Below are 18,578 nucleotides of genomic sequence, written 5' to 3' on the forward strand. Positions count from 1 at the left end.
CACCTTTCGCTTTATTTGTACTTACTATAGCAAAGGAAACCTGACAACTGTCTGTCATCAATTATTTAGATTTTTATATAATTGAACAATTTCTAAAGCTCGTTTTTGAATAATATCTCTTATATAAAGTGGTTCCATAATTTTAATGCGATGCCCAAAGCTTAACAAGAAACCATAAAGCCATTCATCTTCGGGTATAGATATATAAATCATGGATTGTTCATGGTCTATATGTTCTGCACCAAAGGATTCCTCCACTAATGTTGTAATGTCTTTATCAAAAGAAATGACTAAATCGACTACGTTTTGTGGTCGATGCCATTCTTTACCCCAAGGGAGTTCACTTAAATTCACTTCCTTACGCTCAAAGGTAGAATCAGCTTGAAGCAAATGTTTCATTCGCGCAAGCTTAAATAAACGAAAGTCCTTTCTTAATGTACAATAGCCATACAAATACCATATCTTCCCTTTTTGAACAATTGTATGTGGTTCGACTATTCGGCTTGTTTGTTCACCATAAGTAGTAGAATAATGAAAGCTTATGCAACGATTATTCTCTATAGCTGTCTTGAGCGTCGTAATAAGCTCTTTAAAGAGAGCGTTTGGTCCCCATGGACTAAGATCAACAAATAGATGGTCCATCGATTGTTTTACATGATCATCAGCAATACTCGTTATTTTCTCGAGCACGGCTTCAGCGTGGGAATCTTCATAGGTAGTCAAAGCACTTTTAATCGCAATAGAAAGTGACGTGAGCTCATCCTTCGTCAACACTTGCCTATCAACACGATAACCATCGATTAAACTAATGCCACCATTTACACCTTGCTGACTAATAACAGGTACACCAGCACAGCTCAATGTTTCAATATCTCGATAAATGGTACGAATCGAAACATTAAATAACTCTGCTAATTCCTGTGCCTTAACCTTTTTACGGTTGATTAATATCATCGTCATGGTTAGAAGTCTTTCTAATTTCATGGTAAAATCTCCTTTCTTGCCATCCCATTTTTCCTATATATACTTCTATTTTAATTAATAACCTATCTTTTTAAGTATTTTTTAAGTACTTTTTGAGTATTTTTTAAGACAAATGTACTATAATAACGCCTAATTATTGTTACAACAATTATACTATTTTAACAATAAAAGAAAAAACAAGGCTTATGCCCATATGCAACTTTCATTAACAATACTATGTTGTTTCATTTTTGTATAAGAATAGTTTGATTTTAACGCCTAAGCAATTATTTCAATTCTCTTAACACAAACTAAAAAACTTTTTTCTTCTATATAATGAACGGCGAAATTTTCTTTGAATGGATTTGACGCGATGTGATAAACACATCGGGATTCATTGACTCTCACCCGTGAAAGAACTACACCATAAATTGCTTTTTTCTGGCATCAAATTTTTAATAGAAAAGTTGAGTGATTTTCACTTTTCTTGCCCTTCACTATATATAGGAAGTCTTTTCACCCAAAATGAACTAGAGTTTAATGTTTTTAATTTAATTGTATAAAGGAGAGTTTGATGTGATTCGAGCCGTTTTAATAGACAATGAACCGTTAGCTTTACACTATTTTCAAAATAAACTACATGCCTTTCAACAAATACAGGTGATGCAAACCTTTACAAGCGTAGAAGTATTTCTGAATGAACTACCAACTATGGAATTTGAGGCTATCTTTTTAGAAGTAAAACTTCAAGAATTATCAGGACTTGAAGTTGCTGATATTATCAAAACGGAACGTCCACAAGTCAGTGTAATTTTCATTACCGCCTATCATGAATTTGCATTACAAGCCTATGAAATTGGCAGTCTCGACTATGTATTAAAGCCTATCAGTCATGCCCGTTTAGAAAAAACTGTAGCCCGTATTGAGCATGAATTTTCAATTCAGCAAATGCTTCAACAGGCTACACAAACTGTCTTAACTGTACAATGCTTCGATCAATTTGCCGTCTATAGTAACAATAGTTTAGTGGCATTTAAAACAGAAAAGACAAAAGAATTGTTTGCTTATTTTATTTTGCATCCAAATATACCGATTCATCGAGATTATTTAATTGAAATTCTATGGCCAGATTTAGATTATGTACGAGCCAAATCAAATCTTCATACAGCTCTATCTTATTTAAGGAAAACTCTAAATACAATTGGCTACGAAAACTGTATTGTCTTTTCAAATAAATACTATATCTTCGAAAAGCCAAATATCGTATGTGATTTATACGATTTTCAAAAACTTCATGAGGATTTTTCAAGACTTGAATTTCCTTCTATTTCTTTGATTAATCAATGTCTTTCTATTTATAAGAATGGCTTATTTGTTTTTGATGATTATGAATGGTCAACTGCCTATAAAGATAAATTAATGAAATCATACATAGAGCTATTAGAAAAAGGGTTTCAAACAACGGTCTTTTCAGATACTGAAAGAGCTATGGAATTTTTACATGCATTAATAGAGTATGATCCCTATAATGAACAAAAACTTGAGCACTATTTATATACGTTAATACAGGCAGGGCTTCATGAACAGGCACTCAAAATTTTCCAAACATATACGCAAAGACTAGAGGAAGATTTAGCACTAACACCTAGCTCTACATTATTAGAGATATCTAAAAAATTATTTGTTCAACATAAATAATGTAAAAAACGGCGAGTGCTTCTATGTGAGTAGAAGCTCGCCGTTTATTTATATCCCACTACCTTCAGTTAGCCCGTGCTTAACAGCATACAGCGCTGCCTGTGTACGGTCTTGTACTTGTAGCTTTGTAAAAATATTCGAAATATGGGTTTTCACCGTCTTTTCTGTGACAAATAGTGAGGATGCAATTTCCCGATTACTCTTTCCTTTTGTAAGCTCTGCTAGCACATCCTGCTCACGAGGTGTCAGCGGATTTAATAAATGGGGTGCATTCTGAGACTCCTGGCGATCCATTTCAAGCGTTGTCGTTGCTTCAGGATGTAGAGTGTTTTCACCACGCATAATACGACGAATGGATAAGACCAATTCATCTGGCTCAATATCTTTTAACTGATAGCCTGCCGCTCCTGCCTCCATTGCTGGAACCACATGATCTCGATCAGAAAAGCTAGTGAGCATTAAAATTTCTATTTGTGGAAACTTCGCTTTGATGCGTTTAGTCGCCTGGATGCCATCCATTTCAGGCATGACTAAATCCATTAAGATAATATCTGGTTGAATGCTTTCTGCTAATGCAACAGCTTCGTGCCCATTTTTGGCCTCTCCAACAACCTCAATATCCTTTTGTGTCTTTAAGAAAAACAGTAGTCCTCTACGCACCACGTGATGATCGTCTGCAATTAATACACGTATCATGTCCTCTCCCCCTTAATATGGCAAGCGGATTAGCAGCTCCGTACCTTTGCCAATTTCACTTACCCAGTCGGCAGTTCCACCAACTGATTTTGCACGATCCTTGATAGATTGTAAGCCCATTGAAAGCAACTTTGTATTGTTGTCAATGACAAAGCCCCGTCCCTCATCACGAATAACCAACAAAATATCTGTTGATTTAACAGTAATATACAATGCTGCCTCTAATACACCTGCATGGCGACGTACATTATTTAACGCCTCTTGGGCTACGCGAAATAATGTTTCTTCAATACGTGAGGGAAATTGCAATACGCCTGAAACCGTAACATGTAGTTTTAAGCCAAGCATTTCAGCGTATACTTTCATGGCCTCAAGTAAACCATTTTCCAATCCTTTAGGTCGCAATTGCCAAATTAACGCACGCATCTCTGTAAGTGCATCTTGTGTTAAATGCTGAATCTCTTTAAATGTTTCTTTCACTTCGCAATCATCCGTCATTTCAATGCCAGCCCTAGCTGTTAACGTAACCGAGAATAGTAGTTGATTAACTGAATCGTGTAAATCACGAGCTAGGCGATTACGTTCCTTCACAAGCGCCATTTCCTGCTCCTGCTTTGTCAGTAAAATTCGCTTAATAGCTGAACCCATCTGAAAGGCAACTGATTCTAATAAAGCAAGCTCCTCCTCTGAAAAGCGTACTGTATCCTTAGATGCAACATTTAATACGCCAAAACGTTCTTGTCCAGATTGAAGAGGTACTGTCGCATGATGTGTGATTCCTTCATGATCCCCAACATTTGCAGCTATCGCACTTTCAATACGCTGACACTCGATAATATTGGAGGCTTTTTTTAGCTCTTCATTACGATAACGCGATACACACCAACAACCGCCCTTTTTTAAATAATGGCAATTGTTATATTCCAATGCCTCTGGTAGATTTTCATGGACAACTAGTTCTGAACGCCCCTTTGCATCAATAAAAAAAATCCAGCCTGTTTCAAAATTGGTGCCATTTAAAAATTTGATGAGAGCACCTTTTAGCATTGTGACAATTTCAGTTTCTTCATTTAATAGTTCAGCAATCTCTTTTAAAATACTGATATTGGAATGCTCATTCTCCCTCACGAAAACACCTCTTCTTTAGCATTACTATTGTTAATGATACCATTAAGCTATTGAAAGCGTCTGCTTCCACCGTTCATACTTTAGACTGAAATTCATCACATACCTTATTTTGTGTAAGTTGATTTACATATAAAACTAGAACCACTATAATCGAACAAGGACATGGTTTTATGAAGGGAAGATTGAATATGTCTAAAAAAGAAGAAAATGGCTTATTATTTATTTGGATTGTTTCTGCTATAGCAACACTAGGTTCGTTATATTTTTCTGAGATTCGTCATTATGAACCTTGTAAATTATGTTGGATTCAACGTATTTTTATGTACCCAATTGTTATAATGACGACAGTAGCATTTATACAAAAAAATGCACGTATTGCTGTCACAACAGCTGTATTTTCTGTGGTTGGCGGCTGTATTTCACTTTACCATTACGGAATTCAAAAGCTTAGCTTTTTAGCTGAAAATGCCCCCTCCTGTGGCGCAGTTTCTTGTACAGGACAATATATTAATTGGTTAGGCTTTATTACTATTCCGTTTTTAGCATTAACTGCATTTATTTTAATCGCAGGGGCAAGCTTTTATTTAATCAAAGCTTCTAAAGCTGCAAAATAATCGGAAGACCGTGTTCTACCTTTGGAATACGGTTTTTTCTACGGAGGAAGATCTATGTTTCATTATGAAATTGCTGAAGATAACTTAAGTGTGGAAGAATTGCTACGTAATCATTGGAGACTCGGTAAAAAACTCGTTCATGAATTGCGTATGGCCAAAGCCATCACATTGGCAAATGATGAGCTGGTTCAATGGAATACACCTTTACAAACTGGAACAGTAATCAAATTTACGTTTCCTGTTCCAACTTCTAGCTACAAACCAACACCTGTATGTGCTATTGATGTAGTCTATGAGGATGACCATTGTTTAATCGTATCAAAGCCAAAAGGTATGGCAACACATCCTAATGATGCTCGTGATACACATACATGTATGAACCATGTCATGGCACATATCAAAGAACAGGGTGGCATTTATGCTGAACATGTTCATCGTCTTGATAAAGGGACACAGGGCTTATTACTAGTAGCAAAGCACCCTTTAGCAAAGTCCATTTTCGATCGAATGATTGAGGAAAAAACCATTATTCGTACGTATGCAGCAGAGGTGCAAGGTAACTTACGAACGTCTTCTGGAACGATTGCTGAACCAATTGGCAAAGACAGACACCATGCCACAAGACGTGTTGTGTCCAAAACTGGACAGCATGCTGTAACACACTATGAAGTGGTGGCGCGTTACAAAAATTCCTGTGTCGTTCATCTCATACTTGAGACTGGGCGAACACATCAGATCCGTGTGCATTTAGCCTATATTGGCCATCCAATTATTGGGGATACAATGTATGGTGCACGAGAAACAGTAAGTGATGACTACGAACTACATGCCATTCAATTAGAATTTGACCATCCTTTTTTAAATAAACGTATTATCGTCAAGGACGAGCAATAAGAAAAATCCCGCCTCTATAGGAGTGCGGGATTTATTCTTTTTTTAAAAATCAAATTTAAAATGATCAGGATCTTGTCCAAATCGTTGGTTACGATTTAATGTTGCCATTTTCTCCATTTGATCTTGGGTTAATTCAAAATCAAAAATCTGTGCGTTTTCCTCAATTCGGCTCGGTGTTACGGATTTGGGAATAACGAGTGTATCATTTTGTAAATGCCAACGCAGTACTACCTGAGCAGGGGTTTTATCGATTTCTTTCCCAATCTCAATAATGGTAGGATCAGCAAGTACACCACCACGTCCTAGTGGAGACCATGCAGTAACAGCAATTTGGTGTTCACTACAAAATGCCCTTAATGGCTGCTGTTGTAAATATGGATGTACCTCCACTTGATTAACCATCGGTGCAGTATTTGCCTTAGCCAATATTTTTTCTAAATGATGCTCATGATGATTCGATACACCTGTTGAGCGAATTAATTTTTCATCGTAAAGGCGCTCAATAGCTCGATATGTTTCTTCAAATGTTTCAGGGACAGCCCAATGTGTTAAATATAAATCTAGGTAATCCATATTTAAATTCTTTAGCGAAACCTCAAAAGCACGTAATGTTGCATCATATCCTTGGTCATTATTCCATACTTTTGTTGTAACAAAAATATCTTCACGACGAATGCCTGAATGACGAATAGCTTCTCCTACTTCTACCTCATTCCCATATAAGGATGCTGTATCAATAGCTCGATAACCGTATTGAAGTGCTTTATCAATAGCCTGTAATGTTTCCTCACGTTCTGTCATTTTGTAAACACCTAAGCCAAAACGAGGCATTTCTACACCATTTGATAATGTTTTCGTTGATTGTAAATTCAAAAAGCACAACCCCTTTCTTATCCTCGTTCCATTATACAAAAAATTGGATTTAAGAAAAATAAAGCGGCTGGTTTATATACTACTTTTTCTTCTGTTCAACATCTTCCAATTGAATTGGATCAGCGATTCGCTCATCCTCCGCAAGCTCTAGACCATCACGTAAATGCTCCATCTGCTTGCCCAAATCTTTTAATTCTTTCATATCTCTCACCATTGTCCCATTTTCAATATTTGGCACCTTTTTTTCCATACTAATCACCTCACTTTTAGTTTTCCCGATATCAAGCTGTTTGAACCATTTCTGACATATTTTATTCTGCTATGTCGTTTCATTTTTAAAGTAGATAGGCTATACTAAAAAGAGATTTCTTTATAACATGAGGAGGGTTACTTCCATGAAATTATTATTAATCATTGGTGTAACAGTTGCTTTCTTAACAGCTATTTTCACTGCTGGATACGAAGGCGACTACAAAGCTGACAAATAATATCTCAAGAAAATCACTAAGCTTTTCGAAAAGCTTAGTGATTTTCTTTTTTTGTGGAACAATAGAAATACTTGACTTTCCTTTATTTTTAAAATAAACTAACTTACATAAAGTAACTTAATGAAAAAAGATAACTATTTGGAGGTATTCAAAATGCATTTTCATGAAAAACCTAACACATATGTAACGAATGTTGAAATAAAAGTGAGTGATTTACACCGCTCTTTAACCTTTTATCAAGAAATTATTGGCTTTAAAGTGTTACAACAAGATTCACATAAAGCTATGTTAACTGCCGATGGAGAAACAGCTCTATTAACTCTTGTTCAGCCTAAAACCGTAGAAGATAAGCTTAGCATGACGACAGGACTTTATCACTTCGCCCTATTATTACCTAGTCGACGTGACTTAGCTAATGTTATTTCTCATTTTCACGAAAAAGGTGTGTACCTTGGGGCTTCTGATCATGCTGTAAGTGAAGCACTCTATTTAAATGATCCTGATCATAATGGAATCGAGATTTATGCAGATCGTCCCGAAAGTGAATGGACATGGCATAACAATCAGGTGCATATGGTGACAGAACCACTCAATATTCGTTCTATTTTAGAAGAGGGCGATAGCAACTGGCTTGGTCTGCCTGCTGGCACAGTAATGGGCCATATTCATTTATCGGTCTCTAACTTGGCTGAAGCCGAGCAATTTTATACAAAGGGATTAGGTTATGATATTGTCACACGCTACGGGTCCCAAGCATTATTTATTTCTACAGGCCGTTACCATCATCATATCGGCTTAAATACTTGGCACTCAGAGAATGCACCAAAGCTTGGAAAAAATCAAGTTGGCTTAAAAACGTTCTCATTGCGTTTAGATAACGAAGAACAAGCGGCAACTATGAAAGATAATCTTCGTGGTATAGGTGCACCCGTTACGGAAATCGTCGGAGGGTTCCAAACAGAGGATCCTGCGGGGAATGTTGTGTTATTAAAGTTTTAATATTAAAAAGCAGTTCTCACAAGCGGAGAACTGCTTTTTAATGTAACCCTGGATATCCTTGTTGACGTAATGCCTCATAAATAACAATTGCAGCCGTATTGGACAAATTAAGTGATCGCACATGATCACTTTGTGGAATACGTAAACACATATCTCGGCGTTCATAAGCAAAGTCCTTCGGCAAACCTGTAGTTTCTTTTCCGAACATAAAATAAATATCTCGGTCTTGATCACTAAAATCATTTTTCGTAAACGGCTCATCACTGTATGTTTCGATTAAATAAACATCTCCATTTTTAGAGTACTCTATAAAATCCTCAAGTGAATCATGATAGACAATATTTACACTATGCCAATAATCTAAGCCCGCCCGTTTCAGCATTTTATCATCCGTTGAAAAACCTAGCGGACGAATTAAATGGAGCGATGTATTAGTACCCGCACAGGTACGTGCAATATTCCCCGTATTGGCTGGTATTTCTGGTTGATATAAAACGATATGCAATGGCATAACGACACACTTCCTTATTAAAAAATTCTTTAAGATGACTCTTTAAAAAGTTAACGAAGCCTTCCTCTTTTGGAGCGACTCTTCTCACAATTAGAGCGGATCCGCTCTCAATCATAGGAACTCCAAGCAATTGATTTCATCCCTACATTAAACTGTAGTTAGTCAATTGCTTCTACATCCAATACTACTTAAAAAACTGCAACCCTTTATAAATTTCACTTCGCACTTCTTCGTCCTGCTCTGTAGCTTCTGCTTCATGTAAGGCAGTTTGTGCAGTATCTCCGCCAATCTTACCCAAAGCCCATGCGGCTGTGCCTCGAATGACAGGACGGTCATCTTTATGAAGTAGAGCAATCAAATCTGGTATGGCGGCTTCCTCTTTAAAATGAGCAAGTGCCAAGATGGCATTACGCTGGATAGGCTTTTTTCCACGCCATGAGCCTGAAACATGACCAAATCTCCCCTTAAAATCTCGATTAGTAATCGTTAAAAGCGGTGTCAATAATGGTTTGGCTAGCTCAGGATCTGGTATAAATTCTTCATGAATCCAATTAATTTTCCCTTTATTTTTAGGACATACTGTCTGGCATGTATCACAGCCATAGAGTCGATTACCGATATGACTACGAAACTCATCTGGTAATGTACCCTTCGTTTGAGTCAGAAAAGCAATACAACGCTGTGCATCCAATTGTCCACCTTGAATTAAGGCTCCCGTTGGACAAACATCCAAGCACAGTCGACAATCTCCGCATTCATCCTCCATTGGCTTATCTGGCGCAAATGGAATATTTGTAATGAGCTCTCCTAAATACACATAGGAACCAAATTCAGGCGTTATAATCGAGCAATTTTTTCCGCTCCACCCAATGCCTGCACGTTCAGCTACCGCCCGATCTACAAGGGCTCCTGTATCAACCATTGATTCAATACGTACACCTTTGACATGTTCCTCAAGCCAAGTGGATAATAGCTTTAAACGCTCACGTAATGCTGTATGATAATCGACACCCCATGAAGCACGGCAGAAAATTCCACGTCTCGCACCCCTTTTACCAATTGGTGCATTTTGCATACGTGAAGGGTAAGCCACAGCTATCGCTACAATACTCTCTGCTTCATCTAGTAATTGAAGGGGTTCTGTACGTTTTTGAATATCACTTTCTTCAAATCCAGACTGATAGCCAAGCTCCTGCTGGCGACGCAATCTGTTTTTTAATTCTGTAAAGGGAGCTGCTGTTGTAAAACCTATTTTATCAACACCAATGGACATCGCATATGCCACAAAATCACGTTGTAGGTCGTGTATGTTCATTTTATTTCCAACTCCTTACATGGTACAATATTAGAAATAGATAAAGTAGGTGATGTTCATTGGAAATTTCCATTAACCCAACTCTATTAACACAACATCCCGAGCTAAAAATCGGCATTATTCATTATACCAAAATTGTTGTAGCAGAATCCCCTCAAATGATTAAAGGGCGTATGCAATTGTATCAGGAAAATCTTTTTCTTGAAATGCAGGAACTTCCTGTAACACAGCGTGAGGGGATCGCAGAATGGCGACAGATTTGGAAAAAGCTTGGTGCTGATCCAAACCGCTATCGTCACTCAGCAGAAAGCCTTATGCGTCGAATTAGTAAGCAAAACTATTTAACGCCAATTCATTCAGGTGTTGATTTAAATAATTTTTTTTCACTTCAATATGAAATGCCAATTGGGCTATATGATGTTGCTCAAATCAAAGGGTTTGTAACAATTGATCTTGGTCATGACGAGATTGGTTATGAAGGTTTGAATGGGCGCTTTAACACATTAGAAAATATTCTGTATAGTCGTGATGAGGTAGGAGCATTTGGCTCACCTTTTGTTGATTCTAAACGCACAGCTGTCACAGAGGAAACAACTGATGCGTTACATATTTTTTATTTCCGCCCTTCCTTAACAAATGATGCAGCGAATGAACTGCTAGCGTCAGCTGGGAAAATGTTTAATCAAATTCATGGAGGACATTATCAAATCGCAATTATATCAAATGATGTACCCTCTATAACACTATAAAAAGGACGTGTTTTCGTGATTAATCTTGCAGAAGCTGTTAAACTAAAAAGTATTTTAGGAAAGAAAACTCAAGAGCTAGTAAACGAACTACATCGCAGTGCCTTTGTAACAGTTGAAAAGGGACAAGCCCCTAAAACAAGTAATCGAGCACTCCCCCTTATTGAAGCTGACTTAGCCCAAGTTCGTCTAGATACTCGTACATTAGACCGCCTCGTTTACGAAGCAAACATCCAAAACACGGTAGACTTTAAAGGTCAAAAGCTAGCACTAGTAGAGGCCATCGAACTAGCAACACAACTTCGTGCCGAGGCTGATATGTGTAAAGATTTCAGTATGCGAGAAAAAGAGAGTGTAAGATTTGGCTATGGCGAAAATACAATGTTATATGAAATTGCTTTGTATGAGCCAGATGAATATAGAGAACGAGCTACAAAGCTTGAAAAAGATGCACATAAGCTATCTAATCTTATTAATTCAAAAAATTACAGTATTCAAATTAACTTTGACGATTCCCGTTATTTCTAGACTCGGGACGGTGAGACTCCAACCCGAGTTGGATGTGCTGTTTTCAAATCTAGCTTTTCAGCTAATTAGTTAAAAACCAATAACAAGTTACCTGTTACTGTATGACCGATGACTAATGACCAACTATAAGCAATGGCCATACTCAAAACAACTTGATTCCATTTGAAAACGCCATCCAGGGCTCTCCTACATTTATGTATGGAGAGCTTTTTTAAGTAGTTCAAAGGGATAATTTGGATGACTAGTTTGCCCCTTTCAAGGACAAAATGGAAGTATCTATAGGAAAGGGGTCATACTATGACACAGCAAGATGATGCAACACATGAGCAAGATATGACATTGACCAACAGACAGGGACATCCAATTACCAACAATCAAAATTTGCGAACAGTCGGTAATCGAGGTCCTGCAACATTGGAAAATTATGATTTTCTAGAAAAAATGAGTCATTTTGACAGAGAGCGAGTTCCAGAACGGGTTGTGCATGCTCGTGGAGCTGGAGCACATGGGTATTTTGAAACCTATGGTGTTGTTGGCAATGAACCTATCTCTAAGTATACACGTGCAAAAGTCTTTCAGGATAAAGGGAAAAAAACACCTGTCTTTGTGCGTTTTTCAACTGTTATACATGGTGGTCACTCCCCAGAAACATTGCGTGATCCCCGCGGTTTTGCAGTAAAGTTTTATACAGAGGATGGCAATTGGGATTTAGTAGGCAATAATTTAAAGATCTTCTTTATTCGTGATGCGCTCAAATTTCCAGATATGATTCATGCTTTTAAGCCTGATCCCATTACTAATATTCAAAACGTTGAACGTTTTTTTGATTTTTGTGCTAGCTCACCAGAAACCTTCCATATGGTAACATTCGTTTACTCTCCTTGGGGGATTCCAGCAAATTATCGTATGATGCAGGGCTCTGGGGTTAATACGTACAAGTGGGTGAATAGTGAAGGCAAGGCAGTCCTTGTCAAATATCATTGGGAACCGCTACAAGGTATTAAAAATTTAACACAAAAAGAAGCAGAGGAAATCCAACAGAAAAATTTCAATCATGCTACACAAGATTTATATGATGCTATCGAACGTGGAGACTTCCCCGAATGGGAGCTACATGTTCAAATTATGGAGGATGGTTCACACCCTGAGCTTGATTTTGATCCATTGGATGATACAAAGCTTTGGCCAAACGATCAATTTCCATGGTATCCAGTTGGCAAAATGGTGTTAAACAAAAACCCTGAAGACTATTTTGCTGAGGTGGAACAGGCTACTTTCGGGACAGGGGTGCTTGTTGATGGCTTAGACTTCTCTGATGATAAAATGTTGCAAGGTCGTACTTTCTCTTATTCTGATACACAACGCCATCGTGTAGGCGCCAACTACTTACAGCTTCCAATTAATGCACCAAAAAAACGTGTAGCGACCAATCAACATGGTGGGCAAATGATGTATAAGCGTGATTTGGCACCTGGACAAAATCCACATATTAATTATGAGCCATCCATGCTGAATGGATTAAAGGAAGCAACACAAGCTGGTAAAGAATATACACCATACATTGAAGGGAACCTTGTTCGTGAATCGATTGATCGTCAAAGTAATACGAAACAGGCTGGTGAAACCTATCGTAACTTTGAACAGTGGGAACGCGAAGAACTTCTTGAAAATTTAATACGTGATCTATCGGTCTGTCATGAGGATATTCAAAATGCCATGATTGCTTTGGCACAAGAAGCCGACGAAGAATATGGTCGCTTACTCAAGGAAGGTTTGCACAACGCTAAAAAAGATTCCTCTGCATCAAAACCACTTGGCAATATCCATGGTGATCAAGCACCTCAAGATGCCATGAATAAAGGACACGACGCTGAGCCATATTGACGAAGCTAAAAAAGACATTACATTTTTTGTAATGTCTTTTACTTTATTGTTCATATGCCTTATACCAATGATAAGGTTGAATTTCCTTTAATGATTTAAATACCAATTCTCCATCTGCATTCGTAATCGCTGCCTTAACATTTTCTCCCCAATAAAAAAGTCTTTCCTGACAGACTCCACAGGGTGTCAGCACTACAAATTTAGATGTTTCATCTTCCCTAGCAACACAAATCGAATGCGTAACTTTTGTATTCAATTTATGTGCCTCTAAAATAGCACCTGTTTCCATACATAATTCAGTAGCAGCATTCATTACCTCGGGAGCGACACTTGTTAAAATTTGCCCATCCGCGGTATATAAGGCTGCAGCTCCTCCCCATCCAGTGGGATATCTTTTTTCTGCTAGTGCAACCGCAGCTTCATACAGTACTTTTTCAATATCCATATTTCCTCTCGCTATCATACATGCACACCTGGTAATATTTTCAACACCTTTTCCTGTGCGTCTAAAATTGCCTCTGTTCCTAATGGAATGGCTATATTCGTTGTTTCATGTCCGAACTTAAAACCTGCCACGACTGGTATTCCTAAATCTGCAAAATACTCCTTCATTAACGAATGAAGTGCTTCTTCATCAGATCCTGTCTGTGTAAATGAACCAATGACGACTCCTGCTAATTGCTCAAATTTCCTTGCTTGTTTTAAATGCTGAAGCATTGAGTCAATAACTGGAATTGTTTCATTTACATCCTCTATTAATAAAATCCTACCTTCAGTTCTTACTTCAAATTTGGTACCTAGTGTGCTGACAAGACGATAGAGATTTCCTCCGATCATTTCACCACGTGTGATGCCCCCAGCAATCGTTGTTAGCGGAGAAATTGCCTCTGTATACTGAATTTCCATAGGGGAAAATAGCTGTAAAAACATTTTTTTTGATAAATCATCCATCTTATTAGCTGACATCAGCATTGGCCCATGAAATGTCACCATATTGGCATACTCATTAATCGCACAATGTAAATATGTAACATCAGAAAAGCCCCAGAAAATCTTAGGATTTTCTTCTATTAAAGCATAATCAATTTTATCAGCAATTCTGGCAGAGCCATAGCCTCCCTTTACACAAAAGATTGCTTTCACTTCTGGGTTTTTTACCATCTCATGAAAATCAGCTAGTCTGATTTCATCACTTCCTGCCAAATATTCATGTTTTGCATGAATCGTATCACCCAGAATATAGCGAAGACCCAATTCGTCCAAAAAAGCTACTGCTTCTCCTAGTTTTTCAGGCTCTACAAGACTTGAAAGTGCAACAACACCGACTAAATCTCCCTTTTGTAAACATGGTACGGTACTTTTCACAGTTATTCCTCCTCTTGTTGTCCTTATTTTAGCATAGCAAAACTTCAGAGGCATTGATTATTGCTATACTGACTGCCTATAATTAACTTTACTATTCAATTAATAAAGGGGTTAAAGCATCTTGAAAATTCCACCATATATATTATTAGTACTCGCAACTCTTTTATGGGGTGGTAATTTTGTTATTGGACGTGCCGTTAGTGAAGATATTCCTCCCCTAACACTTGCCTTTTTACGCTGGTGCGTCGCATTTATTATCTTTTTTCCCATTGCATTTCACCAATTAAAACGTGAATGGCGGTTACTGAAAAGACATTGGTTTATTGTCATCATTCTTTCATTAACAGGTGTTACAGCATTTAACACACTTGTTTACATTGGATTACATTACACAACGTCCATTAATGCATCTTTAATGAACTCTTCTACGCCCATAATGATTTACATACTTTCCTTTATTTTTTTGAAGGAAAAACTATCAAAATATCAGTTAATAGGGACCGTTCTATCACTGAGTGGAGTTGCCTTTATTATAATGGGTGGCTCTTTTACAAGGATTGTCGATTTTACTTTCAACAAAGGGGATTTAATTGTAATCGCAGCAGTATTATGTTGGAGCATATATTCATTACTCATTAAACAATATGCAACTCGCTTACCAGGGCAGTCTACCTTTCTAGTGACGATTGGACTTGGGGCTATGATGCTATTTCCTTTTTCTCTCTATGAAACACTGTCTAGTGCAACAGCAATTCATTGGGAATGGTCAACCTTTGCTGCTATTTTATATGTTGGTATTTTTGCCTCTATCATTGCTTTTCTCTGCTGGAACAGTGGTGTTATACAGTTGGGAGCGAACAAAGCAAGTATTTATTTAAATTTCATTCCTGTTTTTGCCTCCATTTTTGCTGTTCTTTTTCTTGATGAGAAATTGCATTCATTTCAGCTTATAGGTGGACTAGCCGTTGTAGCAGGGGTTATTTTATCAGGAAAAATAAATAAGCAAAGACTTCAATCCTAAGAAGTCTTTGCTTATTTTTGCTAATTCGTACCACCATAAATTACTGTAACATTAGGATGGTTTAATAATTGGCTTGCTGGGAACTCTTCTGTAATATGACCACTTTTCAATTTCTCAATCGCCGCGAGTTTTTTTTCACCAAAGGCAATGAGGATGATTTCCTTTGCCTTCATTATGGAGTGAATGCCCATTGTAATGGCATGTGTTGGTACTTCAGACGGATCATCAAAATAAATAGCATTTTCTGTTCTTGTTGACTCTGTTAGCTCCACAATATTCGTCTTGGCATCAAACGATGTGCCTGGTTCATTAAAAGCAATATGTCCATTTACACCGATACCTAGAAGCTGTAAATCAATGCCTCCTGCTTCTTCAATGCGCTTATCATATGCAGCACATTCTTCAGCTAAATTGGCTGCCTGTCCATTTGGCAAATGGACATTTTTCGGCTGTATATCCACAAAATTAAATAAATTCTCATGCATAAATGTAAAGTAACTTGCTGGACTTGATTGCTCAATGCCAACATACTCATCCAAGTTAAAAGTTTGTACTTCCTTAAAAGATAAATGGCCAGCTTGGTGTCGTGCCACTAATTCTTTATACATGCCTACAGGTGATCCACCAGTTGCTAAACCTAAAACACTATCAGGTTTCTCTTGTATTTGTTTTGAGAAAATAGTAGCTGCCACTTCACTCATTTCCTCATATGTATTCACTTCTATCCATTTCATTCTTTATACGATACCTACCTTACCATTAATATTATTAACTAATATGTAAAATATTTCACTTTATAGTAGCTAATATATTAATCTTACTAGTTATTTAGCTATTTTTCTATCATTTCCTACTTCAGTTTATGCGTGTAATCTAAGACTATTTCGGTTATGTTATTAATAAGGAAGTGAGGCGATTTTATGAATTTACAAATTCAGCACTATTTACAGTATATTCAATTTCAAGGAACGTTAGAGCCATCTATTCAACTACTTGGACAACTACAAACTAAACATCTATTAACCATTCCCTATGAAAATTTAGATGTTGCCTTGAATCGTGGTATCTCCTTCGCTATTCCTGATATATTTAAGAAAATAATTATTGATAAACGTGGTGGCAATTGTTTTGAATTAAATATCTTATTCAGCTGGCTTCTACGAGAGCTTGGCTTTTCTGTCACCAATCGTTATGCCCAGTTTTGGCGCAACGTAGCGGAAAATACCCCTCCAGAGGAAATTCCTATGCATCAATTATTACTAGTAAATATGAGTGGACAATACTATATCTCGGATGTAGGTGTCGGTGCATTAGCACCCTGTAAACCAGTGCCACTGATTGCTGGCTATCAACACCGTGAAGGTAAAGAGTTATATAAAATAGATTATGATGAAGCGAATGGTTGGATGCTGTTGGAACAAGCTAAACATAGTTGGCGTTTGCTTTATAGTTTTCACAACGATGCCAATGATGCAAAATTTGCACCACGACTTTCCAAGCAAAAAAATAAAATTGCTATGATTCGAACCATTGGTGGCCGTCATACCATGATGAACAACGAATTTAGAATTTATGAAGGACAATCCTTAACTACTTATACAACAAACACTGAGAAGGAATGGCTGCAAGCTCTACAGCGTTTTTTTCATATCTCTATACAACAATAAGGAAAGCAAGTCCATCGGTGGCTTGCTTTCCTTTCACATTATTCCATTGTCCTATTGAGCAATTCAAACACAACTATGTCATTGTGTAGCTCTTTAACTAAACCTATATCATCTACAAAGTAATAAGTTTTCACTACATCACTAAATTCCGACCTTTTCTCGACTATAACCACGCCCGTAAATTGCACATCACCAGCTTGTACCGTACCATCAGTAGATTTTACAGTTACTCGTTCCCCTGCTGAAACCCCTGGATCATCTTCATGTAAAACAACGCCTATTCTAAGTGGGAGTTCTATATATAAATCATAATGTGTGTTAGCTTCACTAGCAATGGCTTGTCCGTATGCACGATCATGACCATATAAAAGCTCATCAGAGATAGTTTGTCCTGTACTTACATTTTTGACTGTCCATACATCATTTTTACCGTCGTGTTGCTGATATTGATAGTTTAAAGTATAACGCTTATTGTCACTTAAAGAATAATAGGCATACGTATATTCAAATGCGGGGTCCCTTAGCAAGTTAGGTTTAGAAAGAGTCATTGCTCTCGCTAAAAACGCTGAGAAATGGGCGCGTGTAACAGGGTCATTAGGTTTAAACGAACCATTCTCATAGCCCCTTACTAAATGATTATGGGCCAGTGTTAAAATTTCTTTATAACCTGGTGTCTGCTTACTCACATCTGTAAAATAATAAGGATCTGAACCTTTTAATTGAAAGGCCCTATTTAGCACAATCGCCATTTCCCCCCTAGTAAGCGGTGCATCTGGATGAAATTTATGGGCATTATCAAATATACCTTTATTTTGCACAGCCGCAATTTCTTTATAAAATTTATGAGTAGTTGTGACATCTTGATAGTTTGGATTTTGCACATGGATCGTGTTTAATCCTAAAGCACGTGTTAGCATTACAGCTACCTGTGCTTTCGTAATAAAATCATTCGGCTTGAACAAGTTATTCGAATACCCTTTCGCAATATCCTGTTCTACTAAATAATGAATTTCCGTCGTTAATGTATCATCCGTTAGATCGATAAAGCTGGCTGCCTGCACTTCCTTCGGTAATATACCAATCGTTATCAGGATCAAACATACTAGCTTCAATATGTTCTTCACATTATCCCTCCTCCTTCGATTCTATACCCATAAAGACGTACCCATATGCTTAAAATGAAAAAAG

The 18,578-nt window shown here is 37.4% G+C and carries 20 protein-coding genes; 9 read left to right on the forward strand and 11 right to left on the reverse strand.

Annotated elements, in window-relative coordinates; translation table 11 throughout:
• Positions 1–57 precede the first annotated feature (57 nt).
• On the reverse strand, positions 58–984 hold the full coding sequence (locus VK91_RS06345; RefSeq protein ID WP_048391799.1) for a YafY family protein: 927 nt from the start codon (positions 982–984) through the stop codon (positions 58–60).
• A 555-nt stretch (positions 985–1,539) separates the two neighbouring features.
• On the opposite strand from VK91_RS06345, the gene VK91_RS06350 reads away from it, so the two are divergent.
• Entirely contained in the window at positions 1,540–2,661 is a 1,122-nt protein-coding gene (locus tag VK91_RS06350; RefSeq protein ID WP_048391801.1) for a response regulator, read from the forward strand.
• Between the two features lie 48 nt (positions 2,662–2,709).
• Here VK91_RS06350 and VK91_RS06355 read toward each other — a convergent pair whose 3' ends face one another.
• Positions 2,710–3,357, reverse strand: coding sequence for a response regulator transcription factor (locus tag VK91_RS06355; protein ID WP_048391803.1), 648 nt, complete (start codon positions 3,355–3,357; stop codon positions 2,710–2,712).
• Positions 3,358–3,369: 12 nt separating this feature from the next.
• On the reverse strand, positions 3,370–4,485 hold the full coding sequence (locus tag VK91_RS06360; RefSeq protein WP_048391805.1) for a GAF domain-containing sensor histidine kinase: 1,116 nt from the start codon (positions 4,483–4,485) through the stop codon (positions 3,370–3,372).
• 188 nt (positions 4,486–4,673) lie between these two features.
• Here VK91_RS06360 and VK91_RS06365 point away from each other — a divergent pair, with 188 nt between their 5' ends.
• Together VK91_RS06365 and VK91_RS06370 are read left to right on the forward strand one after the other, a co-directional pair.
• The gene (locus tag VK91_RS06365) at positions 4,674–5,099 is read left to right on the forward strand and encodes a disulfide oxidoreductase (RefSeq protein ID WP_048391807.1); all 426 of its coding nucleotides are present in this window, start codon (positions 4,674–4,676) and stop codon (positions 5,097–5,099) included.
• Positions 5,100–5,153: 54 nt separating this feature from the next.
• Positions 5,154–5,993 carry an RluA family pseudouridine synthase gene (locus VK91_RS06370; protein ID WP_048391809.1) on the forward strand — a complete coding sequence of 280 codons (840 nt, stop codon included), beginning with the start codon at positions 5,154–5,156 and terminating at the stop codon, positions 5,991–5,993.
• 42 nt (positions 5,994–6,035) lie between these two features.
• On the opposite strand, the gene VK91_RS06375 is transcribed toward VK91_RS06370, so the two are convergent.
• Together VK91_RS06375 and VK91_RS22825 are read right to left on the reverse strand one after the other, a co-directional pair.
• Positions 6,036–6,866: an aldo/keto reductase gene (locus VK91_RS06375; RefSeq protein ID WP_048391812.1), complete on the reverse strand. Its 831-nt coding sequence runs from the start codon at positions 6,864–6,866 to the stop codon at positions 6,036–6,038.
• A 79-nt stretch (positions 6,867–6,945) separates the two neighbouring features.
• Positions 6,946–7,116, reverse strand: coding sequence for a hypothetical protein (locus VK91_RS22825; RefSeq protein ID WP_004230831.1), 171 nt, complete (start codon positions 7,114–7,116; stop codon positions 6,946–6,948).
• A 391-nt stretch (positions 7,117–7,507) separates the two neighbouring features.
• Between VK91_RS22825 and VK91_RS06380 the strand changes: the two genes are divergently transcribed.
• Positions 7,508–8,353, forward strand: coding sequence for a VOC family protein (locus VK91_RS06380; protein ID WP_048391814.1), 846 nt, complete (start codon positions 7,508–7,510; stop codon positions 8,351–8,353).
• A gap of 37 nt (positions 8,354–8,390) precedes the next feature.
• On the opposite strand, the gene trmL is transcribed toward VK91_RS06380, so the two are convergent.
• Together trmL and queG are read right to left on the reverse strand one after the other, a co-directional pair.
• Complete coding sequence (gene trmL / locus VK91_RS06385) at positions 8,391–8,864, reverse strand: tRNA (uridine(34)/cytosine(34)/5-carboxymethylaminomethyluridine(34)-2'-O)-methyltransferase TrmL (protein ID WP_004230835.1); 474 nt, start codon at positions 8,862–8,864, stop codon at positions 8,391–8,393.
• 184 nt (positions 8,865–9,048) lie between these two features.
• Positions 9,049–10,179: a tRNA epoxyqueuosine(34) reductase QueG gene (gene queG / locus VK91_RS06390; protein ID WP_048391816.1), complete on the reverse strand. Its 1,131-nt coding sequence runs from the start codon at positions 10,177–10,179 to the stop codon at positions 9,049–9,051.
• A 59-nt stretch (positions 10,180–10,238) separates the two neighbouring features.
• Between queG and VK91_RS06395 the strand changes: the two genes are divergently transcribed.
• From VK91_RS06395 to VK91_RS06405, 3 genes are all read left to right on the forward strand, one after another.
• Positions 10,239–10,928: a B3/4 domain-containing protein gene (locus tag VK91_RS06395; protein WP_048391818.1), complete on the forward strand. Its 690-nt coding sequence runs from the start codon at positions 10,239–10,241 to the stop codon at positions 10,926–10,928.
• 15 nt (positions 10,929–10,943) lie between these two features.
• Positions 10,944–11,453 (forward strand): hypothetical protein, encoded by a 510-nt coding sequence (locus VK91_RS06400; protein ID WP_048391820.1) that lies wholly within the window; start codon positions 10,944–10,946, stop codon positions 11,451–11,453.
• 297 nt (positions 11,454–11,750) lie between these two features.
• Positions 11,751–13,337, forward strand: coding sequence for a catalase (locus tag VK91_RS06405; protein ID WP_048391822.1), 1,587 nt, complete (start codon positions 11,751–11,753; stop codon positions 13,335–13,337).
• A 43-nt stretch (positions 13,338–13,380) separates the two neighbouring features.
• Here VK91_RS06405 and VK91_RS06410 read toward each other — a convergent pair whose 3' ends face one another.
• Both VK91_RS06410 and VK91_RS06415 read right to left on the reverse strand, forming a co-directional pair.
• Positions 13,381–13,782, reverse strand: a complete 402-nt coding sequence (locus VK91_RS06410; RefSeq protein WP_048391850.1) for a cytidine deaminase — start codon at positions 13,780–13,782, stop codon at positions 13,381–13,383.
• 14 nt (positions 13,783–13,796) lie between these two features.
• The gene (locus tag VK91_RS06415) at positions 13,797–14,702 is read right to left on the reverse strand and encodes an LD-carboxypeptidase (RefSeq protein ID WP_048391824.1); all 906 of its coding nucleotides are present in this window, start codon (positions 14,700–14,702) and stop codon (positions 13,797–13,799) included.
• Positions 14,703–14,823: 121 nt separating this feature from the next.
• On the opposite strand from VK91_RS06415, the gene VK91_RS06420 reads away from it, so the two are divergent.
• Positions 14,824–15,723 (forward strand): DMT family transporter, encoded by a 900-nt coding sequence (locus VK91_RS06420; protein ID WP_048391826.1) that lies wholly within the window; start codon positions 14,824–14,826, stop codon positions 15,721–15,723.
• A gap of 20 nt (positions 15,724–15,743) precedes the next feature.
• On the opposite strand, the gene nagB is transcribed toward VK91_RS06420, so the two are convergent.
• On the reverse strand, positions 15,744–16,457 hold the full coding sequence (gene nagB / locus VK91_RS06425; RefSeq protein ID WP_048391828.1) for a glucosamine-6-phosphate deaminase: 714 nt from the start codon (positions 16,455–16,457) through the stop codon (positions 15,744–15,746).
• A gap of 186 nt (positions 16,458–16,643) precedes the next feature.
• Between nagB and VK91_RS06430 the strand changes: the two genes are divergently transcribed.
• Complete coding sequence (locus tag VK91_RS06430) at positions 16,644–17,390, forward strand: arylamine N-acetyltransferase (protein ID WP_048391830.1); 747 nt, start codon at positions 16,644–16,646, stop codon at positions 17,388–17,390.
• Between the two features lie 38 nt (positions 17,391–17,428).
• Here the strand turns inward: VK91_RS06430 and VK91_RS06435 are convergent, their stop codons facing one another.
• Positions 17,429–18,514 carry an S-layer homology domain-containing protein gene (locus VK91_RS06435; RefSeq protein ID WP_048391832.1) on the reverse strand — a complete coding sequence of 362 codons (1,086 nt, stop codon included), beginning with the start codon at positions 18,512–18,514 and terminating at the stop codon, positions 17,429–17,431.
• Between the last annotated feature and the right edge of the window lie 64 nt (positions 18,515–18,578).

It is taken from the genome of Lysinibacillus sp. LK3, assembly GCF_001043675.1.
GTDB classification, from domain to species: Bacteria; Bacillota; Bacilli; order Bacillales_A; family Planococcaceae; genus Lysinibacillus; species Lysinibacillus capsici.